The sequence below is a fragment of the Bacillus sp. CDB3 genome (assembly GCF_002081505.1).
In the GTDB taxonomy this organism is placed as follows: Bacteria; Bacillota; Bacilli; order Bacillales; family Bacillaceae_G; genus Bacillus_A; species Bacillus_A cereus_AT.
Map to the genome: position 1 here is coordinate 1 of NZ_ALBR01000075.1, position 24448 is coordinate 24448.

Genomic DNA, 24448 nt, shown 5'->3' on the forward strand with positions numbered 1-24448 from the left:
GCTGTTATCATAACAGCAGAGCTTTCTTTTTATTACAGTTCGACAATCTTCTTCTCAAATTTAACAAATTCTTTATGTTTCGTTAAATTTAACATAACACTACTCCTTTATAGTATTAGTATCAGCACTTATACAGAAAGGGGACTCCAACATGTTAGCAGCTTTCCAGCGACAACATATAAGAAAATTTTCACCTATCACAAATACTTCTGCTTCTTGTTTAAACATACAACCTAATCCACCCAAAATTTCTATTGCTCCTTCTGTTATTTCAGTCATCGGTGTTCATATGGAAAAAAATAAGTTGAAAGTAAGAACTGGACAAAGTACTAAGTTATCAGCTTCCGTTTTGCCAATGCAAGCAACGAATAAAGAACTTATTTGGACAAATATGAATGCTGATGTCGTCACAATGTATCCACAAGGTGATACGGTAACGATTACTGGAAAAAGTGCAGGAAGAGCAGTCGTAATTGTTACAACTGCTGAGGGAAAATTTCGTGACCTATGCGTCATTCATGTACAACCTTATATGACAAATCCAAAGTAAAAGAGTGGCTTCATAGCCACTCTTTTACTTTATTTCAATGTGCGGATTTTTACTTTTCACAAGATTAATAAACTGTTCTTTATTTTGAGGAGAAATAATCTCTGTTTCATATGACCCGTAAACAATTTCAATTCGATCGAATGATAAAGTGAAACTTTAATCAGTGGGGGGTGTTCATCCCCCACTGATTATTAGTTGAACCAATCGGGCGTTTACGGGCAGTTGACCTCCCACCTAACTTCTTTGCTCCAGCTGAATTTTGAGGTGGGAGTTTTACTGCCCACAAATAGCGGGATAATGCATGAGCTGCTATTGGATTTTCCGTATTTGAAATTTGTTTTATATCTCGTATAAATATACGCTTTTTAACGAGACCTGATCTAATAGTAATTGTTTCTTCTCCGACAATATATTTTGTCGAAAACCAACTCCAAATAAATAATATTGCTAACGGAATTGTAAAAAATAAAAGAAAATATTCTCTCCCTGCAAATATGGGAGCAAAACACGCTCCAATGACAACGAAAAAAATCGGATATAACCATACATCTTTTTTTGATGGAAATTCCACTAAACTTCCCCTCTCTTGATTTAAGTCAATGAATCTCCTCCTCTTCTCTATTACAATGAAAACAACATTAGAATAGGAGGACGTATTATGACTGAGCGAAAATTTGCCTTATTTGCAGGCACTTCTCTTCTTATCATGGCATTCACTGCATTTTTTTCTTACGGTTTTGTTCATGTAAATCTCGTTGTACCAAGTAATGCGAGCACGACACTCCATAATATTCAAACTTCAAGTTCACTTTTCAAAGCAGAAATTTTCGGATGGATTATCATTTTTATTACGGATATTATCGCCTCGTGGGCTCTTTATTTCTTTCTAAAACCTATCCATGCTAGCCTCTCATTACTAGCTACCTGTCTTCGTCTTATGTATACAGCTATACTTGGGATTGCTATATTCAATTTAACATTTGTATTACTTCTTTCAAAAAGTACAGTTGCTAATTTAGAAGCATATACAATGTTATTTCTAGAAGCTTTTGAATACATTTGGTCTGTAGGGTTAATCATTTTCGGCTTACATCTTTTCGCTTTAGGATATGTAACTTTTCTATCTAAACAAATACCGAAATTGATTAGTGTATTACTATTCATCGCTGCTATCGGTTATATCGTAATTCACGTCATGAATACAATGTTTTCACAATATGATGCGATGATTTCCATTCTTAATGTTGTCTTTCAACTACCGATGATCGCAGGTGAACTAGGATTTAGTATATGGCTATTGATTAGAGGTGGAAAAAACTCTACTGTTTGAGTCGTTTCTTAATTCTACTTAATGATTCTGGCGTAATACCTAGATAACTTGCCAATTGATATTGAGGAACACGATTGATTAAATGAGGTCGTTTTTGTAATAATGATTTGTAGCGCTCTTCTGGTGTCGATGCAATAAATAATGTAAGTTCTTCTTGTACCTCACCAAAATTGTATTCAATCATTTGACGTGTCATTTCTTCTAACTGTGAATATTTCTTATACATGTCCTTTTCACAATACAGGTCGCCCACTACAACTAGGCAGTCTTCTAGACACGTTAATGTATGTGGGGATGATTTATCTTGTTTATGATGATTGAAATTTGCAATTGCCTGTTCTTCTGTATAAAAATTTGATGTAACTTCTTTCCCGGCTTCATCTATACAATGTTGCCTCACGCATCCTTTTAATACAAAGTAACATTTAGACGGAACATCTCCTTGCCTTAGGAGTACTGTTCCTTTTTTATATTCTTCAATTTGTAATTCTTCCACGATTATACGCTGCTGCTCTTCACTTAATGTTGTAAGCTTTGTCATGTATTTCATTAAAATATCTTTCATTTGGTCTCTCCTTCCCCTTCTATATTTGTATGAGAAACGTATGATTTAACTCCACTTTATATTATCTTTTTTCATGCTATATGGCGGGAATTCCCCCTATTGATCTGTTTTATTTTCTGCATAGAACAAAAAAAGAGAAGTTACCAATAACTTCTCTTTTCGTATATTAGAATAGGCTCGTTATAATTCCTGTGTATAAGCCGGTTTGTTCACCACATTTTTTGATGTTCGCTTTTGTTGCTGCAGTAAGAAAACAGATACACCAAATAATACGAGCATGCTACCTATAATTTGCATTGCGTTTAATTTTTCCCCAAGTAAGAAGAACGCTAGTATAGATGCCCCAACTGGTTCTCCTAAAATACTCATTGAAATCGTTGTTGCATTTACGTAGTTTAATAACCAGTTATTAATGACATGTGACACTGTCGGCACAATCGCAAGTAAAAGAAAAACGGTCCAGTCCCACTTCGTATAACCTGTAAAAGGTACTTGCAGCACTATATTATAAATCCCCATAAAAATCCCTGCGAATGCAAAAACTGTAAAGCTGTAAATCCAGTGTGATACTTTCTTTACTGTTGTTTGCCCGATAAATAAATAACCGACAACTGCTATCACACTTAAAAAGGATAATATATCCCCATAAATCGCTTGTTCACTTAGCCCTAAATCTCCCCAGCCAATACACATTACACCTAGTATCGCAATTCCCATTGTCGCAATAGCTGAGTATGTTGTTCTTTCTTTAAATAAGAAAAACCCTCCAACTAAAGATACGATTGGTTGAAGTGCTAAAATAATCGTCGAACTAGCAACTGTCGTATGCTTTAAAGATTCAAACCATAAAAGAAAATGAAGCGCTAAAAAGAAACCAGATCCGATTAAAAATCCCCAATCTTTTCTTTGAATCCTACTAAACTCTTCCCGCTTTTTCCAAACGATTGGCAGCATAATAAGCACGATAATCCATAATCGATACATACTTAAAATAGAAGATGGTGCTGAGGACATCTTTACAAAAACTGCTGCGAATGAAATTGCTATAATTGAAATTGCTAATGGTAGTGCGATTGATTTTTCTTGTTTCAAACCTTGTCTCCCCTCTCACCTGTAAAAAATCCCACTTCATTATATCCGTTTTCTTTCATAACTTAAATACTAATTTTTTAGATTCTTCGTACCATTATGGTAAAATAGAAATTGAGGCACCTATTAGTGAATATTTCTTTCCTTTTCACTACAAGCGTCGCTCTTACAATCATAGTAAATTTTTATTTAGGGGGATATACATGAATCAAACAATAGGGCGAATTGAAGAAATTTCATTTTTTAGTACATCACTTCAAGAGGAACTTACACTTCTTGTTTATTTACCAGTAAATTACACACCTCTCCATAAGCATACGGTTGTTATTGCACAAGATGGTAGAGATTATTTTCAGCTTGGTAAAGCACACCGTGTAATTGAGCGTCTTCGTGAAACAGAAGAAATCGACCGCACAATTATTGTCGGTATTCCATATAAAAATGTACACGATCGTAAGGAAAAATATTTCCCGAATGATGTAAAGAATGCTGCTTACATTCGTTTCCTTGCTCACGAGCTTGCTCCATATATTGATGAAAATTATCCAACGTATCAAATGGGTAAAGGTCGCGTTTTAATTGGAGATTCTCTTGGTGGTACAGTATCTTTCATGACTGCACTTATGTATCCGCATACATTCGGTAAAGTCGTTATGCAATCACCATTTGTTGATGAAACAGTCATGAACTTAGCAGAAGACTTTAAAGATCCACAGGCGTTAGAACTTTATCACGTCATTGGGACAGAAGAAACAGCTGTAAAGCGCACAGACGGACAAGTATCTGATTTCGTAGAACCAAATCGTGAGTTAAATAAACTTCTTATAGATAGAAATTTCATCACGCATTATGAAGAGTTTGAAGGGAATCACACTTGGAAGTATTGGCAAGCTGATTTACCGAAAGCTTTCTCTCATATTCTATCAATGAAATAATAGAGAGCAGTATTCAGAATAATTTGATATAATAGATTAAGAGAGTTATTCTCAAAATCTAACTAGACTTACAAAGGGAGGAATTGGAACATGAAATTAGGCATTGTAATTTTTCCATCAAAAATGATTCAAGATAAAGCGAACGGATTGCGTAAACGTTATGATCCGCACTACGCATTAGTTCCGCCACATATTACATTGAAAACACCCTTTGAGACGCAAGATGATCAACTAGAATCGATTGTAAACGAGTTACATACAATCGCAAATAAAACGAACCCTTTCACCCTTCATGTTGGCAAAGTCGGTTCATTCGCACCTGTTAATAATGTCCTTTATTTTAAAGTAGAAAAAACACCTGAACTAACTTTCTTAAATGAAGAAATGCATAATGGTTTCTTTACACAAGAGCGTGAATACTCTTTCGTACCTCATTTAACAATCGGTCAAGACTTATCAGATGCAGAGCATGCTGATGTATTAGGTCGATTACGTATGAAAGATTTCTATTATGAACAACCAATTGATCGTTTCCACCTTCTATATCAATTAGAAAACGGAACTTGGACTGTACATGAAACATTCCACCTTGGAAAGGGGAACAACTAATTTGCACGCACAAATCGTACAAACAGACGCGCAGCTAAGTGATGCATTCTCCGTACGTAAACAAGTTTTTGTAGAAGAACAACGTGTTTCTTCTGAAGAAGAGTACGATGAATTCGAAGATACATCGGCGCACGTTGTTGCATATGACAATGACGTTCCAGTCGGTGCAGGTCGCTTTCGCATCGTTGATGGAATAGGGAAAATGGAACGCATTTGTGTACTAGCTTCCCATCGTAAAAAAGGAATTGGCAAAATCATTATGGATGCACTTGAAGCTTACGCAAAGGAAGAGTCTTTACCGAAATTGAAACTTCATGCCCAAACACATGCTGAAGTTTTCTATAAAAAGCTAGGGTACGTAACGGCTTCTGATGTGTTTATGGAAGCTAATATCCCGCACGTCGTAATGATAAAAGAATTGTAAAGTGAAACTTTAATCAGTGGGGGTTTTGTTCATCCCCCACTGATTATTAGTTGAACCAATCCCGCTATTTGCGGGATAAATTTGTAGCAGGAGGTAACCCCTCCTGTTTTTTACATTGCTATTTTCTTTTTCTTCCGCTAAAGTTAAATGTTGATGCTATAGTTTTGAAGGTGAATATATGACACAAGAAAAATTTTCACAAAAATCGTTAACACATGCTGGCATTCCGCAAGCGACATACCATATTCCGAAAACGTCTACCCATTTAATTATGGAAGAAGATGCAGATGCGGCGTATTTCCGTGCTTTAGAACAGCAAGGTATTTATTTAAATGAAAAACAGTTAGAAGCAGTGCGAACGACAGAAGGACCTGTTCTTACACTAGCTGGCGCTGGCAGTGGTAAAACATCTGTTTTAACAACTCGCGTTGGTTATTTAGTTAATGTAAAACATGTTCATCCGCGAAATATTTTACTGCTTACGTTTACACAAAAAGCAGCTGAAGAAATCCGAAGTCGTGTAGCAAACTTGCCTGGTATGAATCATGCTGCAAGTAGCTATGTTGTTGCTGGTACATTCCACTCTGTCTTTTTAAAATTGCTTCGTAGTCAAGGATATAATCAGCAAATTTTAGCAAATGAAAAACATAAACAAATTATGATAAAGAAAATTTTGAAAGAATTACGCTTAAAAGACGATTATGATGCCGAAACAATACTCGCTATGATTTCACTTGAGAAAAACAAATTGAATCGTCCGAAAGATGTAAAAGCGAAAACACCGGTTGAACAAGAATTCAAAGAAGTATACGAACGTTTTGAAGAGGTAAAACAACGATACAATTATATCGATTTTGACGACATCTTATTAGAAACCTATTATATGTTAGAAAATAATGCTCCTTTGCTTACTCAATTGCAACAACGTTTTCACTACATTGAAGTAGATGAGTTCCAAGATACATCGTATGCACAATATGAAATTGTAAAATTGTTAGCCACGCCAAGAAATAATTTATTTATCGCAGGTGATGACGATCAAGCGATTTACGGTTGGCGAGGAGCAAGTCACCAAATTATTTTATCTTTTCCAAAAGAATTTGATAATACAACGATTATTGCGCTTAATACGAATTATCGATCCAATCCATTTATCGTCGGACTTGGAAATGAAGTTATCAAGCTAAATCAAGAACGTTTTGATAAAGAGCTATATTCTGTTCGTGAAGAAGGTGTACAACCATTTTACGCACGACCAGCTACAACTCTTGATGAAGCAAATCAAATTTTGCAGCTCATTCAAGAAAAGGTAGATAGCGGTGAGCGAAACTATAAAGATTTTTGTTTACTGTATCGCACACATTCTGTAAGCCGTTCGTTACTTGATCAGCTTACAATTCATAAAATCCCGTTTATTAAACACGGTGCGAGTCAATCATTTTACGAGCACTCTTTAATTAAGCCTGTATTAGATCATTTACGACTCGTGCTAGAACCGTTTCGCCTAGAATCCCTTTCTAACATATTGCCGACGATGTATATCGGCCGTGATGAATGTATTTCATTTATTGAACGGGAGCAATGGAAATATGGTGAGGGGCGTTTCCCTTCTCTTCTTCATTTCTTATTATTAAATCCGAGCTTGAAACCTTTTCAAGTGAAAAAGGTAAATGAGCGCATCGATTTTATTAAATTTATAAAAGAATTAGAACCGAAAAAGGCATTAAAAGAAATTATTCATGGTAAAGGAAAATATTTAGAGTACTTACAAAGTAACGATCGTTCTTCCTTTACGATGCATAAAGACATACAAGAAGAAATGTTAGAAGAATTAATGGAGTCTGCAACTCGTTTCACCGATATTCCAGCTTACTTACAATTTATTGACGAGGCGATTCAAGGTCAAAAAGAAATGGAAGCATTAAAAACAATGCCGCAAAAAGATGCCGTATCCCTTATGTCAATTCATAACGCGAAAGGCCTTGAGTTTCCATGCGTCTTTTTACTTGGTGCAAGCGATGGTATATTGCCGCATACTTCTTCTTTAAAAGATGCAAATGACCGTGTGACGGATACTTCTGAAGCATTAGAAGAAGAAAGACGATTACTCTATGTCGCCATTACACGCGCTAAAGAAGAACTTTATATTTCCTCCCCGCAATTTTTCAGAGGAAAGAAACTAGATATATCTCGTTTTTTATATACTACGCGAAAAGATTTACCTGAAAAGACATCCATTAAATAAGGGTGTCTTTTTGCATATCACGTTATGTACATCCCCTCTATATAAATTCCCTGTTTCTATCCTGAGAATTAACGTAATATCAACCATATCCCGTTCATATTGTAATAGTGTATGTCAGAACTCACGATAAGGAGTGAACATAATGAGCTGCAATTGTAATGAAGATCATCATCACCATGATTGTGATTTCAACTGTGTATCTAATGTCGTTCGTTTTATACATGAACTACAAGAATGTGCAACTACAACATGCGGATCTGGTTGCGAAGTCCCATTTTTAGGCGCGCATAATAGTGCATCCGTAGCGAATACACGTCCTTTTATTTTATACACAAAGGCTGGAACACCATTTGAAGCATTCGCGCCATCTGCAAGCCTTACTAGCTGCCAATCTCCCATTTTCCGTGTCGAGAGTATAGATGATGATGATTGCGCTGTATTGCGTGTATTAACTGTAGTATTAGGTGATGGTACCTCTGTACCACCTGATGACAATCCAATCTGTACGTTTTTAGCTGTACCAAATGCAAGATTAGTATCAACCTCCACTTGTCTTACTGTTGATTTAAGTTGCTTCTGCGCTATTCAATGCTTACGCGATGTTTCTATATAAAACTAAATACTGATTTAAGCATGGATTGGGTGGCAGAATTCTCTGCCACCCAATCCATGCTTAAAAGGTATTATTATGTATTTTTCATAAAATTGGGAACTTGTCTAGAACATAGAACCTGTCCTTTTCATTAACTGAAAGTAGAAACAGATAAAGGAGTGAAAAACATGTTCTCTTCTGATTGCGAATTTACTAAAATTGATTGCGAGGCGAAACCAGCTAGTACACTAACTGCCTTCGGTTTTGCTTTTAATGCTTCTACGCCTCAATTTGCTTCATTATTCACACCATTACTATTACCTAGCACAAGTCCAAATCCAAACATTATGGTTCCGATAATAAACGATACGATAAGTGTAGGAGATGGGATTAAAATTCAACTACCTGGTATTTATCAAATCAGTTATACATTATCAATAAGCCTTGATAATTCCAATGCAATCCCTGAAGCTGCTCGTTTCTTCTTATCATTAGATACACCAGACAATATTATCCCAGGCTCAGGTACTGCAGTCCGCTCTAACGTTATTGGCACTGGTGAAGTAGATATCTCCAGCGGTGTTATCCTTATTAACTTAAATCCTGGCAACTTAATTCAAATTGTACCAGTCGAATTACGCGGTAGTGTAGATGTTCGTGCTGCAGCATTAACAGTTGTACAAATTGGTTAGTAAAAAGCGGTATTTCAATTAAGAAATACCGCTTTTTATTTTTATAATAAAAAACACTCACAGTAACATGAGTGTTTCATTCTTCATATTGTTTTATTATGTTCTTCTTTTTCCCACAATTACATCCCTTTTTCTTCACAAACCCTTGTTGCTGTAACTGTTCTTCATATGCCTGTTGTTGTGCCTGTTGTTGTGCTTGTTGCTGTTGCTGTATATTATACCATTGCTGCAGGTCATATGAATTTCGCCTTGAATTATTGCTCACAGCAAACATCTCCTCTACTGTCAATTCTGTCTATTCACTATATGAACAACTCCTTATTTCCGTTCCCTGATTCTTTTAAACTCCGCTTTTTCTCGTATTATGAAAATATATTATTCTCCCATAAAATATCCTGTAATGGTCTCAATGATCGCTGCTGCACCTGCAATAGCTAGTAATGCAAGTAACGGCTCTGCAACGATAGGGATCCAATTATATAAAACTAATAAAAAAGCACTAACCCATACACCTGTACACCAATAACAGCTTAACAATTCGCCAATCCACTTTCTTAATCCTTTACCTTTTACTTTTGTAAACGTTGACACACTCCCATCAGGCTCTGTAATCTCTAATTCATCAATAAACGGTCTTCGCAAAAAGGCTGTAATTTTATCATAAACAATTAAACGAGTGAGCCTAAAAGCAGCTAATGCGAAAATAAAAAATAAAAGCCAACTTGTAAACAGCATGTTTCCACCTTCCCTTATCCTCTTTCGCCTATTTAAAAAAAAAGGTCTTGAGATTGTGACCAAATCTCCTCAACTCCAATATCTTATTAATGTAAATACAAACAAGAAGATAAGGAGTGACATTAATGAGTTGTAACGAAAATAAACACCATAGCTCTTCACATTGTGTAGTTGACGTTGTAAAATTCATCAATGAACTACAAGATTGTTCTACTACTACGTGTGGATCTGGTTGTGAAATCCCATTTTTAGGAGCACACAATAGTGCTGCAGTAGCGAATACACGCCCTTTTGTTTTATACACAAAAAATGGAGAACCTTTTAAAGCATTTGCGCCAGTAGCATTAGGAGAAACTAAGCACTGTAAGTTTGAAGTTTTCCGTGTTGAGAGCGTAGATGACGATAGCTGCGCTGTGCTACGCGTATTAGTTGTTGTATTAGGTGACGGCTCCCCTGTAAAACCTGATGACGATCCAGTTTGTACGTTTTTAAATGTACCGAATTCAAAATTGAAAGCGACGCCTACTTGTATTACTGTTGATTTAAGCTGTTTCTGCGCTATTCAGTGCTTACGCGACGTTTCTATCTAAATAAGTAAACTAAAAAACTATTGGGGTGGTAGAATCCTTCTACCACCTTTACATATTTATAAACCGGCCATAGCAATTGATTTTATATCTTCTATAGATAACCTAATATCTCTCATACTATTTGGCGGCATAATTGATACGACCCCATTTCGATACGATATTATTGATCCGACATATGAAACTGTAGCCGTTTTTATTCTGCACCTTACTTTTGGAATATAATGAGGACGGTTTAATAAAAAGTGAACTTTTTCCTCATTATTCATATCCTTAAATGATTTATTATACGGGACTGTTCTCACTGGCTCTTTCTCTTCTTGCTCTTCTTGTGCTTCTTCTATTTTTTCTTCTACTTGTTTCTCTTGTTCTATTACCTCTTCCACAGCACTACTTACAATATTTTCATTTCTATTACTTTTCTCTTTTTGATCCTCATTTTCAAAGTTTGTTAAGATAATTCTTTTTATTTTCGGTGTAGCGAGTTCTAAATTTACTTGCGCAATATATAACAACGGTTTTCCAACTGTTGAACTTTTATTTTTATTCTTCACACTCGTCCCTCCCACTTCCATACGTAGCTGAATAAATCGTGTACTATTATAGTTATATTCATAACGTGGCAAGAACTTTCGTTAAAAATCGTTCTTTCTGAGAACAATAAAAAGGACAGTCTCAACATTTAGAGACTGTCCTTTAAAAATTATAATTACTATTATATTTACCCTAGGATATGATATCCTGAATCAACGTGAATATTTTCTCCTGTTACGCCGCGTGCTAAATCACTGAATAAGAACACTGCTGTATCGCCAACTTCTTCTGGAGTTGTTGTACGACGAAGTGGTGCGCGCTCCTCAATTTCTCTTAAGATTGAGTTAAAGTCGCCTACACCTTTCGCAGATAACGTACGAATTGGCCCTGCAGAAATAGCGTTAACGCGAATGCCATGTTGGCCTAAATCGTTCGCTAAATATTTCACGCTCGCTTCTAATGAAGCTTTCGCAACACCCATAACGTTATAGTTTTTCACAACGCGCTCTCCGCCAAGGTATGTTAAAGTTAAAATATTTCCGCCCTCTGTCATCACTTTTTTCGCTTCTCTTGCTACAGCTGTTAAAGAGAATGCACTAATATTTTGTGCAAGTAAAAATCCATCGCGAGAAGTATCTACAAATTCGCCTTTTAAATCGTCACGATTTGCAAAAGCGATACAGTGTGCAACACCGTGAATTGTACCAACTTCTTGCTTAATCGTTTCAAAGCAAGCTGTCAGTTCTTCATCATTCGTTACATCACAAGGTAATACAAGTGATTCTTGTCCTTCTAATGTGTCCGCTAATTCACGAACGTTTCTTTCTAAACGTTCTCCTGCATATGTGAAGATTAATTTTGCACCTGCATTATGCAAAGAGCGAGCAATTCCCCACGCAATACTTCTTTGGTTCGCAACGCCCATAACAACAAATGTTTTCCCTTGTAATAGTTCCATGATATATCCTCCCAGAAATACTTATACTTGTTATTAGTACCTGATACTATAATTATAGTACCATAAAACCGCTTAAAGGCAAACAAAAAGTCATTAACATAAATTTGTTAATGACTTTTTGTTTCTATAAAAAAACGCTCTAATCCTTCTTCCCAAGAAGGCATTTGTGCAAAACCATTTAACCTGAGCATACTATGTTGAAAGATAGAATATTTTGGCCTTGCAGCCGCCGATCCAAATTCTTCGGTTGAAACAGGTAATACATTCACTTTCATATTTGCATACAAAAATATTTTTTGAGCAAATTCAAACCAAGAACATGAGCCTCTATTTGATACATGATACGTACCGTATAAAGAAGTATGAATGAGCTTATTAATAATCACATTTAAATCTGCCACATACGTAGGGGAACCGATTTGATCCGCTACAACAGATAGTTCTTCTCTTTCCTTACCTAATCGCATCATCGTTTTCACAAAATTATTTCCATACTTACCATATAGCCACGACGTACGAACGATAAAATATTTATTATGTAACTCTTTGACGAACTGCTCCCCCGCATACTTAGAAGCTCCGTATATATTTATCGGCGCTGGACTATAAAATTCATCGTATCCATCCGGTCTGTCGCCTTGAAATACATAATCGGTACTAATATAAACTAACTTTGCTCCTACCAATTGTGAAGCAACTGCTACATTTCGAGCTCCTATTGCATTGATTAAATAAGCAAGATCCTGTTCTTTCTCAGCATGATCAACTTTCGTATACGCTGCACAATGAATAATTATATGTGGATTTATTTCTTGTACCACTTGCTGAATTCGGGATATATTTGTTACATCTAGTAACTTTTTATCAAATGGATATATGTCATATTCTTCAGAATTTAACTCTTCTTGTAGTTGCTTTCCTAATTGACCATTTGCTCCTGTTATGATAACCCGCTCTTTCATTTACATGCCCCTTACTGTTCTTTTAATGGTTTCCACCATTCCTTATTCTTTTCATACCAATGCACCGTCTCTTGTAATCCTTGTTCGAACGTATATTTCGGCTCCCAATCAAATTCGTTCTTCATTTTCTCTGCATCAATCGCATAACGGCGATCGTGCCCTAAACGGTCCGTAACATATTCAATGTCTTTTTTTGTTTTTCCTAAGAGAGTAATAATTTGTTCCACAACTTCTACATTTGTTTTTTCGTTATTTCCACCTACGTTATATACCTCTCCTACACGTCCCTTATGCAAAACAATATCAATCGCACGACAATGATCTGTTACATGTAACCAGTCTCTTATATTTAAGCCATCACCATATAACGGTAGTTTTTTTCCTTCCAGTGCATTCGTAACCATTAATGGAATTAACTTTTCAGGATATTGGTACGGTCCATAATTATTGGAACAACGCGTTACTATAACTGGTAATTGATATGTTTTATAATAAGATAAAGCTATCATGTCGGCGCTCGCCTTACTTGAAGAATACGGACTATTTGGAGCTAACGGGGTTTCCTCGGTAAACTTTCCTGTTTTCCCTAAAGAACCGTATACTTCATCTGTTGATACTTGCACGAACTTAATATGCGGATACTTTTTCACTAATTCTAATAAAGTGACTGTCCCGATTACATTCGTATCGTAAAAGGGAATCGGATTTTCAATACTACGGTCCACATGTGATTCAGCTGCAAAATTAACAATTACTTGCACATCACGCTCTTTAATAACATGTTCCAGCAGCTCTCCATTTTGAATTTTCCCTTTTACAAAAGAGTAATTAGGATGCTCTTGAATAGACTTTACATTATTCAAATTCCCGCTATATGTTAATGCATCGAAATTAATGATTTTATATGTTTCATAGCTTTGCAGCATGTAATGAACAAAATTACTTCCAATAAATCCAGCTCCACCTGTTATTAATATATTCATAAACAACTCTCCTACTTAAAAACTATCTTCATATTCCTGAAGTGATGGTAATATTCGATCCTTATCAGATAAGATAGGATTTGTTACCGGCCATGGAATTGCTAATTCTTTATCCTCCCAAAGTAATCCCGAGTCATGCTGTGCACTATAATACTCATCTACTTTATACATAACAATAGTATGTGGAACAAGCGTACAAAACCCGTGCGCAAATCCTTTTGGCACCAATAATTGCCGATGATTATCCGCACTTAAAATATATCCTTTCCACTGTTTAAATGTTGGTGAATCTTTTCGCAAATCAACGATAACGTCGTAAATTGCCCCTTGCATAACTTGAATGAGTTTCGTTTGTGCTTTCGGATTTTTTTGAAAGTGCAATCCTCGAATCGTTCCTGCCTGTGCTGAATAAGATACGTTATCTTGTACAAATGAATACGTAATCCCTAATGTTTCTAGCACCTTCTTATTATAACTCTCTGTAAAAAAGCCACGCTCATCTCCAAATAACCTCGGTTCTAACAATTTTGCATCGGTAAAGTTTGTTTCTACAACTTTCATATTCTCACCTATTCTCCGTTAAACTGTTTCCCAAAGTTTATATCTCGGGCTAACGTATTCGCCCTTTGAAGGGAAGCATGAGTTCCCGCATCCGTCCACCAGCCTCTCATTTCGTTATAAGTAAGTACCCCTCGTTTTAAATACCAATTATTTATATCTGTAATTTCAAGTTCTCCCCTTGCGGAAGGTTTTAATTCTTTTATATAAGTAAAAACTTTCGAATCATACAAATAAATTCCTGTAACAGCATAGGAACTTTTCGGTTCCGTCGGCTTTTCTTCAATTTCAATTATTTTTTGTTTTGAATATGCGCTACGCCAAATCTTTCAGGATCTTCTACAGATTGAAGCAGTACTTTTGCACCTTCTTTTTGCTTTGTAAACTCCTCAACATATGGACGAATATCATCTGAAAAAAATATTATCTCCTAATATAACTACCATGCGATCGTCCCCGATAAAATCCTCACAAAGCCCTAACGCTTGTGCAATTCCGCCCGCTATATCTTGCACACGATACGTAAAGGACACACCAAATTCGTGACCACTTCCTAAGAAACTAACAACATCTCCCATATGTTCTTTGCCTGTAATAATCATAATATCTGTAATCTCGCATTGTTTCATCTTATATACCGCATGATAAATCATTGGATACCGCCCAACAGGAAGCAAATGTTTATTTGTTACTTTCGTTATTGGATATAGTCTCGATCCAGTACCACCTGCTAAAATAATTCCTTTCACCCTGCATCTCTCCCTTACGATGGAGATAATATATCTTTATAATGTTCTACAAACACTTTCCGGTACTTCTCGTATATATCCGCATCAAATTCATCTCCGTTGTAATGAATACACCATAAATTCGCTTGATTAGGGATACCAATTAAATAACCCGCCTTTTGAAACTCTAAAGACTGCGACACATCATAAAAGTGGAATCCTTGAAACAAATCTTCTCGCCACGGAATATCATATTGTGTGGCCATTAATAATCCATCAATTGCCTGAACTGACATAAATGATTGATTCCCATAAAACAGCTGATCTAAATTTAATAATTGATAATTCTGTCTTCTATATTCAATCACTTTCCCTACTAAATTTTTCCCTTCCCACCATATCCCGTTGCCCGGTAAAAACTGAGCACCAGCTACGCCAATTAAACCAAGTTTTTCGTTATCTTTAAAAAGAGATATAAGTGTATAAAACATCTCTCGATTAATAAGATAAGTATCTTGATGCATATAAACCTTATACTTCGCGGGATATGAAAGTGCTCGGTTATATGCACTTGCCATACTTTTCGCATCTCGTATCGGAAAAATTTGTACGACATAACCAGGGGGAACAAAAAGGTTTCTTATTTGTCTCTCACATTGCTTGAAAAGCTCTTCATTATTTATACAAACAACGACTAATATTGTATGATCTTTCATTTTGTAGCCCCTCTATTCGTCTTGATTTACATCTGACATATAGTGCTCCACAAATATCTTTCTATACTTTTCATAGTTTGTCATATTCACATCAATATGATAGTGAATGCACCACGCATCACGCTGTACAGGAACCCCAACGGTATAGCCAGCTTTTCTAAATTCAAATGATTGAGATACATCATAAAAGTCAAACCCATCAAACAAGTCTTCTCGCCACGGAATATCGTATTGCGTTGCCATTAATAAACCGTCAATACATTCAACTGGCATAAATGTTTTTGACTCATGGTATGGCTTTTCTTGACTGGCCATATAAAATAAATCATTCATATAACCAATTACTTTTCCAACAACTCCTCTGCCTACATTCCATGTTCCATTTGGAGGAACATATTGGGCTCCAACCATACCAATCATTCCAAGATGTTCATGTTCCTGAAACAATTGAAGTAATCCATATAAAAAACCTACATTTACAATGAAAACATCTTGATGTATATACACTTTATATTTCGCTGGATGCGAAATCGCTTTATTATATCCGCTCGTCATACTTTCTGCGTTTCGAATCGGCATAAACTGTATAGTGTATCCTGGAGGTACTGCCAATTGCAATATATGTCGCACACATTGTGCATACAATTTCCGATCATTTATACACGTAACAAATAATATTGTTTTTTCTGCAGCACTCATACTTGTGATTTTTCTGCTTCAATAATATATTGAAATACAACCGTCTCAGCCATGAAGCCACTTCCAAGACGATATTTTTTACAAATTCCATATAACTCTTCAATAAGTGGCTCATACATTTTATGGTCAATATATACACGATCTACTTTACTAATAGAATATCCTGCTTTTAAAAACATTCTTAGCATTTCATTAAAAGTAAAGAAACGTACGTGCGTTTTATCTAGTAAGCCATATTCTGTATACGTCCAATTTCCAGAAAGTAAGGGAGCTAATACTGAAATGTGAGCAACATTTGGTATACTAGCTAAAATTACACCGTTTTGTTTTATATATGGTTTTACTTTTTCTATTACAGCCCACGGATCGAATAAATGCTCTAATACATCCCCAAATATGACGCAATCAAATTGCTCTTCCTCATACGGCATATCCATTGTCTCTATATCACCTAAAACAACATGATCTAGCTTTTCTTTTGCTTTTTCCGCAGCTTCTGGAAATGCCTCAATACCTGATACACGTGTGCCATTTTCTTTTATAACCGCTCCTAATGCACCACTAGAGCAACCAATATCAAGAACTTCTTTCCATTCCTTTTTTATATGCTTTAATAGATTCGGATTCGCTGCATTATAATAATAATCGGATTTTTCTTCATATAAAGAACTTTTTTCGCGATTCATTTCACACGCTCCTTATGCAAATTGAATTTGAAATATATATCTCCTATGAGCAGAATACATCTTACAAAGGATGTCACCTCTACTGATTTCATTACTAATACTCTAATATATAGCCAATCTATCATCATTAGAATAATAACAAGGTATTTCCTAAAAACAGCCTACATTACACTTTATATTGTTTATCAAAAACACCTCGAAAATATTTACGGTTATATTCAATTGCAGCATTATTCGGAACGTAAGAAGCTGCTAATTCATTGTAATAATATGCTTTGTCTGGATCTCCTAACTTGTTATAGCAAATGCACATTTGCAAATATGGAAGCCATGTGTAGCTAGCTGGACTGTGAAACGGACTATCCGCTGCTAGTGGTACTTCCGTTGCTAGTTTAAACCAAAAGATCGCCTCATTATATTTTTGTTGTTCCATATATATATATCCTATTCTTGTACAATTCTCTCCTCTAGGGATATCGTACCGAAACGACTTTACACAAGATTCAATTGCCTTCTCCCACATTCCGAGCTTCGCATAACAATCCCCTAACTTACCGCATGCGTAAATTTTCTCTTCATGCCATCCTTCGTCTTGATTTAGAAATGTTTCATAGAGAAGGACCGCATCGTTGAATTTTTCGTTATCCATAGACTCATTCGCGTAATAAAACAAATCTCTTGGACTCAATTCTTCCCCCGCCGCTACGGTATTTTGAAAAATCTTCAAATTACGATCCGTCACTTTTTTTTCCTTTTTATGTGTAATAGCAACGTTACTATTATAGATTTCACCGGAAACAGCTAAATACTCATGTACCTTACCAAACCATTGAAACTGTTTTTCACGCTTTACAAGTCGATATCTTTTTGTGCAATAAAGAGGTTTTCCGTTAGAATCCATTACAAGATGGTACGGCATCGAAACAGCATCTACTTTAGCATCTAATTCCCTTTTTAAAAGTTTCAATGCTTCTTGAGCATCCTCTAATAATACGTCATCTGCATCTAGCCACAATATATATTCTTGCGTCGCTTTTGAAAAAGAAAAATTTCTAGCTGCCGCAAAATCATCAATCCATTGGAAATCATATATATTAGGAGTGTATTTCTCTACAATTTCTTTCGTTTGATCAACAGAACCTGTATCAACTACTACAATTTCATCAACAATTTTTCCGATCGCATCCAAACATCGAGCTATTGTCTTTTCCTCATCTCGAACTATCATACATAAACTAATTGTAATGCCTTGCTTGTTCAATATAATCACCTTCTTCCAACTCAATCATATGTTATACAAATACAAAACTTTCCACTTTTTTATATTGTTCAAGTCATTTTAGAATTCTTTTCAATAATTCAAATGTCCGTGTCATTTTCTTACGAGTTTGCATCTACTATATAATGAAAGCTTTATGGAGGTGAATTTATGTCAAATAATAATTATTCAGATGGCTTAAATCCCGATGAATCATTATCCGCTAGTGCATTTGATCCTAATCTGGTAGGACCGACCTTACCACCAATACCACCATTTACACTTCCTACTGGACCGACCGGACCTACTGGACCTACTGGGCCGACTTGTCCAACTTGTCCAACTGGGCCAACTGGGCCGACTGGGCCGACTGGACCGACTGGGCCGACTGGGCCGACTGGGCCGACTGGACCGACTGGACCGACTGGGCCGACTGGGCCGTCTGGATTAGGACTTCCAGCAGGATTGTACGCATTTAACTCTGCTGCTATTTCTTTGTCTCTTGGATTTGATGATCCAGTACCATTTAATAATGTTGGATCTAAGTTTGGTACAGCAATTTCTCAATTAGACCCTGATACTTTCCTCATACATGAAACTGGATTCTATAAAATTACTGTTATCGCATATACTGTAACAGCAACTGTATTAGGTGGCCTTGCAATTCAAGTTAATGGAATTACTATACCAGGTGCAAGCACAAGCTTAATCTCCTTTGGCGCACCTATCGTTATCCAAGCGATTACACAAATTACAACGACTCCATCAATGGTTGAAGCGATTGTTACAGGACTTGGATTATCGTTAGCTCTTGGTACGAGTGCATCCATTATTATTGAAAAAATCGCTTAATTTTTTACTTAGCAGTAAAACTGTTATCAGTTTTACTGCTTTTTCAATTATGAATTCAATCATGAAACATTCACTACTCACATAATCATATTGTTGTATGACATTTTGCGGGAGGCACAAATATGGAAAATAGATCCGCTATTCAGCTTTATCTTGAGTTATTAAAGAAAACAATTTTGTTTGAAATATGGTTAGAATATGAACCATATTTACCTGCTACGTTACATATATCTAAAGAATTATCATATGAACCAGTTACAGTTCCACTCCCTTTATTTCTTAAGCAGTACGCAGAAAATCATAATTTAAAAATCGTTGACCCTAACGTTTCAAAAAGTGAACGTCAAGGTGGCAAAGATTGGCCAAGAGCAGCACACAGTATGATCGGTCGAAAACGTATGAATCAATTACATGAGGCTATGGAAACTATTGTCCGTGAAAATATAGAAGGTGATTTTATTGAAACTGGTGTATGGCGCGGGGGGTCATGCATCTTTATGAATGGTTTTTTACAAGCAAACAACATCAAAAATCGTACTGTGTGGGTTGCTGATTCGTTTGAAGGTCTGCCAGAACCTAATTTAGAACAGTATCCAAAAGATTATGGTGATTATTTACACACATTCGATTACTTACGCGTTTCTTTAGAAAAAGTGCAAGAAAACTTTAGAAAATACGATTTATTAAATGATCAGGTGCAATTTTTAAAGGGATGGTTTAAAGATACATTACCCTCAGCACCGGTAGAAAAAATTGCAATTGCCCGCCTTGATGGTGATATGTATGAATCAACGATGGATAGTCTTGTAAACTTATACGACAAAGTTTCAACAGGTGGATATATTATTATTGATGATTACGGATTAATAACATGCGCAGAAGCTGTAACAGATTTCAGAAATCAAAGAAACTTAAAAGCTCCTATGACTAAAATTGATGATTTCGGTATTTATTGGCGCAAAGAATAGAATAAAGTGAAAAATGTATTCATCGGGGGCTCCTCTACTACACTGGTCTAATAGCATAATAAAACAGCAAGGGTCCCCTCACCATTATCAGTTGTTTTTAGAAACATTCTTTACATATCGTAATAGTTTAAATATCATTTTTCTCCTACTATAAAGTATTAACTATATATTAAAAACTGCAGTGCTCTACTTTACTATAAGGAAGGAGTAAATTTATGAACGAAAATGAAAAGAAAATCACATTACTCCCACCTCCAGAACTCGTTCAATATGTAGGTGGTGATTTTGAAAAGGTTGGAAAAGAATTCATACAGTATTTTATTCAAATTGGCAATTTAAAATCAAATGAAACAGTGTTAGATATAGGTTGTGGTATCGGCCGAATGGCAGTTCCATTAATGAATTATGTAAGTGATGATGGAGCTTATTATGGATTTGACTTATTCAGTGAGGGAATTGCATGGTGCAAAAATAACATTTCAACACGCCGTAACAATTTCCATTTTGAACATGTCGACATATATAATCAATTCTACAATCCCGAAGGAAAAGAAGATGCTTCTCAATACAGGTTTCCATATGAAGATGAATCATTTGATTTTATTTTTTTAACGTCTGTATTTACCCATCTCCTTCCGAAAGAATTAGAACACTATGTATCTGAGATTACACGAGTTCTGAAAAAAGATGGGAGATGTTTTATTACTTTCTTTTTAATTAATCCTGAATCATCCTATTACTTAAATGCAGGACTAAGTACGTTAGGTTTTTATCATCAAATTGACAATTGTTATGTTCTGAATAAGGATATTCCCAATTTCGCAGTTGCCTATCCTGAGGAAGATATTCGCACTCTACTAAATAAGTATGGTCTAGAAGTAATGAATACTCCCCATTACGGTTCATGGTGCAGTAGAACTGCGTACACAAGTTATCAAGATATTATTCTTACACAAAAAAATTCTGAAAGGTAGTTATATATGAATGATAAAGAAACTTCACCTCTCGTTTCCATCCTTATTCCCACCTATAATCGACCACATTATTTTAAAATTGCTCTAGAAAGTGCATTAGCACAGACGTATTCAAATATTGAAATTATTGTAGGGGACGATAGCACAAATAATGAAACAGAAAAATTAATATACAGACATTATTTACATAAGCATAAGCATAAACATATAACGTACATTCGAAATGCCTCTACTCTAGGACAATTTAATAACTCCCTTATGCTCTTAGAACAGTCCAATGGAGAGTACATCAATTTCTTAATGGACGATGATATATTTTATAGTAATAAAATCGAAAAAATGATGTTCTATTTCCAACAAGACTTAGATCAAAACCTCGCACTTATCACATCATATCGCACTTGGATTAATGATAATGGAGATATAATTGAACAGCATCCCTCCATGAAAAGTTTATACGATGAAGATACTCTACTAAATGGAAAAGATTTTGGAAACCATATGCTTATAACGGGACAAAACGTTATCGGTGAACCTACGACCGTTCTCTTTCGAAAATATCTATTAGCAGAACCTTTCGGTACTTTAAATGGTAGAAATTATGGTTGTAGTGTTGATATGGCTTCTTGGATAAGTTTACTCTCAAAAGGTGATGCAATCTATATCACTGAGCCTTTAAGTTCCTTCCGCCTTCATACAGGACAGCAAGTACATCACAAGTACCTTGAAGGCTGTGAAGATTTTTCACATCTCGTTTTAACTTCCAAAAAGTATGGTTTCTTACAAGATAGCACCCATTATAGAGCGAGTCTGTTAAAAGCGTGCGAATGGTATAAAAATGCATTCAAATTTTATCAACTATATCCAAACCTCCTTCCAACAGCCGATACACATGTACGTCTTTCCCATTGTTTGAATGTAGCTACAAAAGAACTCCGTACACTGTAGTCCATCACAAGGGAGGAGCTATTCCTTCCTCGTGATGTATGACTTCCCACAAATAGTGGAATAAATGTATGAACAATCTGCTTGCATATTATTTTTATCATGACGTCATCCATATACTTACTAGGTGATAGAAAGGAATACATACATTGAAAGATCCAAATTCTCAATATCAAATAGACTACGTATTACTATCCATCTTATTTGCCATTGGGACTGTTAGTTGTTTCGCTATTGCAAGTGCGCAAGCTTCTTTACCACCATTTCTGCAAAACGTAAATTTTGTACTAAAACAGATCCAATGGTACTTCATTGGATTTATCGCCATTGGTGTTATTATGATTATCGATTTCGATCGTTATCAAAAAATTGCTTGGTATTTATATAGCTTTGCAATGGTACTACTTATTGGGCTAGAACTTCAAGTACCAGGTGCCCTTACAATTAAAGGCGCTACCGCTTGGTACAAGCTTCCAGGTATCGGAAATTTCCAGCCTTCTGAAATTATGAAATTATTTTTAATTATCGTCATTGGACGAGTTATAGCAAATCACAATGAGAAATATTTTTTCAGAACAATACACGGCGATCTTTTATTACTCGGAAAGATATTCGCAGCAAGTTTGCCACCACTACTCCTTATTGCAAAGGAACCTGATTTAGGGAATACGATGGTAATTTCAGCTATGCTCGCAGCAATGATACTAGTTTCCGGTATACGATGGCGTTTTATTTTCGGTTTAGTCTCCGGCATTGTCACAGCAGGTTCTACATTAATATATATATTTCTTTCTCATACAGAATTCTTTAAAGCACACATTTTAAAAGAATATCAATTAAATCGCTTCTACGGCTGGTTAGCACCATACAAATATGATGCGCAAGGCTATCAACTACGACAAGCATTCTTAGCTGCTGGATCAGGAGAAATGCAAGGAAAGGGTTGGGAAAATGGACAAGTATATTTTCCAGAACCACATACAGATTTTATTTTCACTAATGTCGCTGAACAATTTGGTTTTTTAGGTGCAAGTGTCATTATTTCACTTTTTTTCTTACTCATTTTCCGAATGATTCATATCGCTTTAGAAAGTAATGATCCTTTCGGTAGTTATATTTGCGCTGGTACAATCGGAATGTTTACTTTTCAAGTATTCCAAAATATCGGGATGACAATCGGATTACTTCCTATTACAGGGATAACATTACCCCTTATGAGCTATGGAGGAAGTTCGCTGCTTACATACATGATTGCGATTGGATTTATTTTAAATGTTCGCTCAAGAACAAAAATCTTTATGTTTAAATAAGCCATACAAAAAGCGGTACATTTTTATCTCTATCCTTTTTTAGATATACTAATGAAAAATATGATGGAGGTTTAAATATGAAATATGACATTATAGGGGATATTCATGGGTGCTTCCAAGAGTTTCAAAATTTAACGACGAAACTAGGATACAACTGGAACAGTGGCCTACCGATTCACCCTGACCAACGTCAGCTTGCATTCGTTGGTGATATTACAGATCGCGGTCCTCACTCATTACGTATGATTGAAATTGTATGGGAACTTGTCATAAATAAAAAAGAAGCTTATTACGCTCCTGGAAATCACTGCAATAAACTATACCGATTTTTCCTTGGGCACAATGTAACAATCGCTCACGGACTCGAAACAACTGTCGCTGAATATGAAGCACTATCTTCTCATAAGCAAAACATTATAAAAGAAAAGTTCATCACCCTTTATGAGCAATCCCCTTTATATCACATACTAGATGAAAAAAGAGTAATCGTATGTCACGCTGGGATTCGGCAAGATTACATAGGAAGACAAGATAAAAAAGTACAAACCTTTGTGTTATATGGCGATATTACAGGAGAAAAGCATGCTGACGGCTCACCTGTCCGTCGCGACTGGGCGCAAGAATATAACGGGAAAACTTGGATTATATATGGACATACTCCAGTAAAAGAACCTCGCTTTGTAAATCATACAGTCAATATCGATACTGGTGCTGTATTTGGTGGAAAGCTAACCGGACTACGTTTTCCTGAAATGGAGACCGTTTCCGTCCCTTCCTCCCTGCCTTTTGTCGCTGAGAAATTCCGCCCAATTTCATAACTCCCCTTACTTAGTGCAATTCATGAATTGCGGGGGATTACCGTATTATTTAGGCATATCTCATATAAAAACTAGGTAATGTACTTAAAAAAAGATGCAATAAAGTGCATCTTTTTTTAAGTACACGGCATATACTGTCGCAGGAG

General features: G+C 35.8%; 28 protein-coding genes and 3 pseudogenes. 15 read left to right on the forward strand and 16 right to left on the reverse strand.

All coding sequences use genetic code 11. The features are described 5' to 3' along the window. Positions 1-151: 151 nt before the first annotated feature. Positions 152-550: an Ig-like domain-containing protein gene (locus CDB3_RS18085; protein ID WP_128855451.1), complete on the forward strand. Its 399-nt coding sequence runs from the start codon at positions 152-154 to the stop codon at positions 548-550. Between the two features lie 24 nt (positions 551-574). On the opposite strand, the pseudogene CDB3_RS18090 reads toward CDB3_RS18085, so the two are convergent. Both CDB3_RS18090 and CDB3_RS18095 read right to left on the reverse strand, forming a co-directional pair. Beyond that, positions 575-697, reverse strand: a pseudogene (locus tag CDB3_RS18090) (PH domain-containing protein); the annotation flags it as partial. A gap of 151 nt (positions 698-848) precedes the next feature. Further along, positions 849-1121: pseudogene (locus CDB3_RS18095) on the reverse strand (PH domain-containing protein); the annotation flags it as partial. 87 nt (positions 1122-1208) lie between these two features. Here CDB3_RS18095 and CDB3_RS18100 point away from each other — a divergent pair. After that, positions 1209-1880: a DUF4386 domain-containing protein gene (locus CDB3_RS18100; RefSeq protein WP_128855453.1), complete on the forward strand. Its 672-nt coding sequence runs from the start codon at positions 1209-1211 to the stop codon at positions 1878-1880. Here CDB3_RS18100 and CDB3_RS18105 read toward each other — a convergent pair. Both CDB3_RS18105 and CDB3_RS18110 read right to left on the reverse strand, forming a co-directional pair. Beyond that, complete coding sequence (locus CDB3_RS18105) at positions 1870-2445, reverse strand: Crp/Fnr family transcriptional regulator (RefSeq protein WP_071744674.1); 576 nt, start codon at positions 2443-2445, stop codon at positions 1870-1872. The genes CDB3_RS18100 and CDB3_RS18105 overlap by 11 nt on opposite strands. Before the next feature lie 180 nt (positions 2446-2625). Then, a complete protein-coding gene (locus tag CDB3_RS18110; RefSeq protein WP_128855454.1) occupies positions 2626-3537 on the reverse strand; it encodes a DMT family transporter in 912 nt (303 codons plus the stop codon). A gap of 200 nt (positions 3538-3737) precedes the next feature. Between CDB3_RS18110 and CDB3_RS18115 the strand changes: the two genes are divergently transcribed. The 6 genes from CDB3_RS18115 (at position 3738) to exsF (ending at position 9031) form a co-directional block, all read left to right on the forward strand. Then, positions 3738-4469, forward strand: coding sequence for an alpha/beta hydrolase (locus CDB3_RS18115; protein WP_128855455.1), 732 nt, complete (start codon positions 3738-3740; stop codon positions 4467-4469). A gap of 90 nt (positions 4470-4559) precedes the next feature. After that, entirely contained in the window at positions 4560-5078 is a 519-nt protein-coding gene (locus CDB3_RS18120) for a YjcG family protein (RefSeq protein WP_070141304.1), read from the forward strand. 1 nt (position 5079) lies between these two features. Continuing rightward, complete coding sequence (locus CDB3_RS18125) at positions 5080-5502, forward strand: GNAT family N-acetyltransferase (RefSeq protein WP_128855456.1); 423 nt, start codon at positions 5080-5082, stop codon at positions 5500-5502. 178 nt (positions 5503-5680) lie between these two features. Then, a complete protein-coding gene (locus CDB3_RS18130; RefSeq protein ID WP_128855457.1) occupies positions 5681-7747 on the forward strand; it encodes an ATP-dependent helicase in 2067 nt (688 codons plus the stop codon). A 142-nt stretch (positions 7748-7889) separates the two neighbouring features. Then, complete coding sequence (cotY, locus tag CDB3_RS18135; RefSeq protein ID WP_128855458.1) at positions 7890-8360, forward strand: spore coat protein CotY; 471 nt, start codon at positions 7890-7892, stop codon at positions 8358-8360. A 167-nt stretch (positions 8361-8527) separates the two neighbouring features. Beyond that, the gene (exsF, locus tag CDB3_RS18140) at positions 8528-9031 is read left to right on the forward strand and encodes an exosporium protein ExsF (protein WP_128855459.1); all 504 of its coding nucleotides are present in this window, start codon (positions 8528-8530) and stop codon (positions 9029-9031) included. A 76-nt stretch (positions 9032-9107) separates the two neighbouring features. Here exsF and CDB3_RS18145 read toward each other — a convergent pair whose 3' ends face one another. Further along, entirely contained in the window at positions 9108-9305 is a 198-nt protein-coding gene (locus tag CDB3_RS18145) for a cytochrome C oxidase subunit III (protein ID WP_128855539.1), read from the reverse strand. Positions 9306-9406: 101 nt separating this feature from the next. After that, complete coding sequence (locus CDB3_RS18150) at positions 9407-9766, reverse strand: DUF1360 domain-containing protein (protein WP_000899662.1); 360 nt, start codon at positions 9764-9766, stop codon at positions 9407-9409. Positions 9767-9891: 125 nt separating this feature from the next. Here CDB3_RS18150 and CDB3_RS18155 point away from each other — a divergent pair, with 125 nt between their 5' ends. Then, the gene (locus CDB3_RS18155) at positions 9892-10356 is read left to right on the forward strand and encodes a CotY/CotZ family spore coat protein (protein WP_128855460.1); all 465 of its coding nucleotides are present in this window, start codon (positions 9892-9894) and stop codon (positions 10354-10356) included. Between the two features lie 56 nt (positions 10357-10412). On the opposite strand, the gene CDB3_RS18160 is transcribed toward CDB3_RS18155, so the two are convergent. The 10 genes and pseudogenes from CDB3_RS18160 to CDB3_RS18205 all read right to left on the reverse strand — a co-directional run bounded on the left by CDB3_RS18160 (position 10413) and on the right by CDB3_RS18205 (position 18441). Further along, positions 10413-10928, reverse strand: coding sequence for a spore coat CotO family protein (locus CDB3_RS18160; protein WP_128855540.1), 516 nt, complete (start codon positions 10926-10928; stop codon positions 10413-10415). Between the two features lie 146 nt (positions 10929-11074). Then, entirely contained in the window at positions 11075-11845 is a 771-nt protein-coding gene (fabI, locus tag CDB3_RS18165) for an enoyl-ACP reductase FabI (RefSeq protein ID WP_000421885.1), read from the reverse strand. A gap of 107 nt (positions 11846-11952) precedes the next feature. Continuing rightward, positions 11953-12807, reverse strand: coding sequence for a dTDP-4-dehydrorhamnose reductase (gene rfbD, locus CDB3_RS18170; protein ID WP_128855461.1), 855 nt, complete (start codon positions 12805-12807; stop codon positions 11953-11955). Positions 12808-12818: 11 nt separating this feature from the next. After that, the gene (rfbB, locus tag CDB3_RS18175) at positions 12819-13790 is read right to left on the reverse strand and encodes a dTDP-glucose 4,6-dehydratase (protein ID WP_128855462.1); all 972 of its coding nucleotides are present in this window, start codon (positions 13788-13790) and stop codon (positions 12819-12821) included. A gap of 15 nt (positions 13791-13805) precedes the next feature. Then, the gene (gene rfbC / locus CDB3_RS18180) at positions 13806-14351 is read right to left on the reverse strand and encodes a dTDP-4-dehydrorhamnose 3,5-epimerase (protein WP_097830054.1); all 546 of its coding nucleotides are present in this window, start codon (positions 14349-14351) and stop codon (positions 13806-13808) included. A gap of 8 nt (positions 14352-14359) precedes the next feature. Then, positions 14360-15097, reverse strand: a pseudogene (locus CDB3_RS18185) (sugar phosphate nucleotidyltransferase). 14 nt (positions 15098-15111) lie between these two features. Further along, a complete protein-coding gene (locus CDB3_RS18190; RefSeq protein WP_097830052.1) occupies positions 15112-15792 on the reverse strand; it encodes a glycosyltransferase family protein in 681 nt (226 codons plus the stop codon). Between the two features lie 12 nt (positions 15793-15804). Next, complete coding sequence (locus CDB3_RS18195; RefSeq protein ID WP_128855463.1) at positions 15805-16491, reverse strand: glycosyltransferase family protein; 687 nt, start codon at positions 16489-16491, stop codon at positions 15805-15807. After that, complete coding sequence (locus CDB3_RS18200) at positions 16488-17177, reverse strand: class I SAM-dependent methyltransferase (RefSeq protein WP_128855464.1); 690 nt, start codon at positions 17175-17177, stop codon at positions 16488-16490. Before CDB3_RS18200 ends, CDB3_RS18195 begins: the two co-directional genes overlap by 4 nt. A gap of 166 nt (positions 17178-17343) precedes the next feature. Next, positions 17344-18441, reverse strand: coding sequence for a glycosyltransferase (locus tag CDB3_RS18205; protein ID WP_128855541.1), 1098 nt, complete (start codon positions 18439-18441; stop codon positions 17344-17346). A 165-nt stretch (positions 18442-18606) separates the two neighbouring features. On the opposite strand from CDB3_RS18205, the gene CDB3_RS18210 reads away from it, so the two are divergent. From CDB3_RS18210 to prpE, 6 genes are all read left to right on the forward strand, one after another. Beyond that, a complete protein-coding gene (locus tag CDB3_RS18210) occupies positions 18607-19287 on the forward strand; it encodes a BclA C-terminal domain-containing protein (protein WP_128855465.1) in 681 nt (226 codons plus the stop codon). Between the two features lie 122 nt (positions 19288-19409). Continuing rightward, positions 19410-20255 (forward strand): TylF/MycF family methyltransferase, encoded by an 846-nt coding sequence (locus CDB3_RS18215; RefSeq protein WP_128855466.1) that lies wholly within the window; start codon positions 19410-19412, stop codon positions 20253-20255. Between the two features lie 215 nt (positions 20256-20470). After that, a complete protein-coding gene (locus CDB3_RS18220; RefSeq protein WP_128855467.1) occupies positions 20471-21229 on the forward strand; it encodes a class I SAM-dependent methyltransferase in 759 nt (252 codons plus the stop codon). Positions 21230-21235: 6 nt separating this feature from the next. Next, the gene (locus tag CDB3_RS18225; RefSeq protein WP_128855468.1) at positions 21236-22177 is read left to right on the forward strand and encodes a glycosyltransferase family 2 protein; all 942 of its coding nucleotides are present in this window, start codon (positions 21236-21238) and stop codon (positions 22175-22177) included. A 146-nt stretch (positions 22178-22323) separates the two neighbouring features. Next, positions 22324-23484, forward strand: coding sequence for an FtsW/RodA/SpoVE family cell cycle protein (locus tag CDB3_RS18230; protein ID WP_128855469.1), 1161 nt, complete (start codon positions 22324-22326; stop codon positions 23482-23484). Positions 23485-23561: 77 nt separating this feature from the next. Then, positions 23562-24302, forward strand: a complete 741-nt coding sequence (gene prpE / locus CDB3_RS18235) for a bis(5'-nucleosyl)-tetraphosphatase PrpE (RefSeq protein WP_128855470.1) — start codon at positions 23562-23564, stop codon at positions 24300-24302. Positions 24303-24448 lie beyond the last annotated feature (146 nt).

Coding starts and splice junctions, on each gene's coding strand:
- CDB3_RS18085 (WP_128855451.1), top strand. CDS start 152: ATGTTAGCAGCTTTCCAGCGACAACATATAAGAAAATTTTCACCTATC.
- CDB3_RS18100 (WP_128855453.1), top strand. CDS start 1,209: ATGACTGAGCGAAAATTTGCCTTATTTGCAGGCACTTCTCTTCTTATC.
- CDB3_RS18105 (WP_071744674.1), bottom strand. CDS start 2,445: ATGAAAGATATTTTAATGAAATACATGACAAAGCTTACAACATTAAGT.
- CDB3_RS18115 (WP_128855455.1), top strand. CDS start 3,738: ATGAATCAAACAATAGGGCGAATTGAAGAAATTTCATTTTTTAGTACA.
- CDB3_RS18120 (WP_070141304.1), top strand. CDS start 4,560: ATGAAATTAGGCATTGTAATTTTTCCATCAAAAATGATTCAAGATAAA.
- CDB3_RS18130 (WP_128855457.1), top strand. CDS start 5,681: ATGACACAAGAAAAATTTTCACAAAAATCGTTAACACATGCTGGCATT.
- cotY (WP_128855458.1), top strand. CDS start 7,890: ATGAGCTGCAATTGTAATGAAGATCATCATCACCATGATTGTGATTTC.
- exsF (WP_128855459.1), top strand. CDS start 8,528: ATGTTCTCTTCTGATTGCGAATTTACTAAAATTGATTGCGAGGCGAAA.
- CDB3_RS18145 (WP_128855539.1), bottom strand. CDS start 9,305: ATGTTTGCTGTGAGCAATAATTCAAGGCGAAATTCATATGACCTGCAG.
- CDB3_RS18150 (WP_000899662.1), bottom strand. CDS start 9,766: ATGCTGTTTACAAGTTGGCTTTTATTTTTTATTTTCGCATTAGCTGCT.
- CDB3_RS18155 (WP_128855460.1), top strand. CDS start 9,892: ATGAGTTGTAACGAAAATAAACACCATAGCTCTTCACATTGTGTAGTT.
- CDB3_RS18160 (WP_128855540.1), bottom strand. CDS start 10,928: ATGGAAGTGGGAGGGACGAGTGTGAAGAATAAAAATAAAAGTTCAACA.
- fabI (WP_000421885.1), bottom strand. CDS start 11,845: ATGGAACTATTACAAGGGAAAACATTTGTTGTTATGGGCGTTGCGAAC.
- rfbD (WP_128855461.1), bottom strand. CDS start 12,807: ATGAAAGAGCGGGTTATCATAACAGGAGCAAATGGTCAATTAGGAAAG.
- rfbB (WP_128855462.1), bottom strand. CDS start 13,790: ATGAATATATTAATAACAGGTGGAGCTGGATTTATTGGAAGTAATTTT.
- rfbC (WP_097830054.1), bottom strand. CDS start 14,351: ATGAAAGTTGTAGAAACAAACTTTACCGATGCAAAATTGTTAGAACCG.
- CDB3_RS18190 (WP_097830052.1), bottom strand. CDS start 15,792: ATGAAAGATCATACAATATTAGTCGTTGTTTGTATAAATAATGAAGAG.
- CDB3_RS18195 (WP_128855463.1), bottom strand. CDS start 16,491: ATGAGTGCTGCAGAAAAAACAATATTATTTGTTACGTGTATAAATGAT.
- CDB3_RS18200 (WP_128855464.1), bottom strand. CDS start 17,177: ATGAATCGCGAAAAAAGTTCTTTATATGAAGAAAAATCCGATTATTAT.
- CDB3_RS18210 (WP_128855465.1), top strand. CDS start 18,607: ATGTCAAATAATAATTATTCAGATGGCTTAAATCCCGATGAATCATTA.
- CDB3_RS18215 (WP_128855466.1), top strand. CDS start 19,410: ATGGAAAATAGATCCGCTATTCAGCTTTATCTTGAGTTATTAAAGAAA.
- CDB3_RS18220 (WP_128855467.1), top strand. CDS start 20,471: ATGAACGAAAATGAAAAGAAAATCACATTACTCCCACCTCCAGAACTC.
- CDB3_RS18225 (WP_128855468.1), top strand. CDS start 21,236: ATGAATGATAAAGAAACTTCACCTCTCGTTTCCATCCTTATTCCCACC.
- prpE (WP_128855470.1), top strand. CDS start 23,562: ATGAAATATGACATTATAGGGGATATTCATGGGTGCTTCCAAGAGTTT.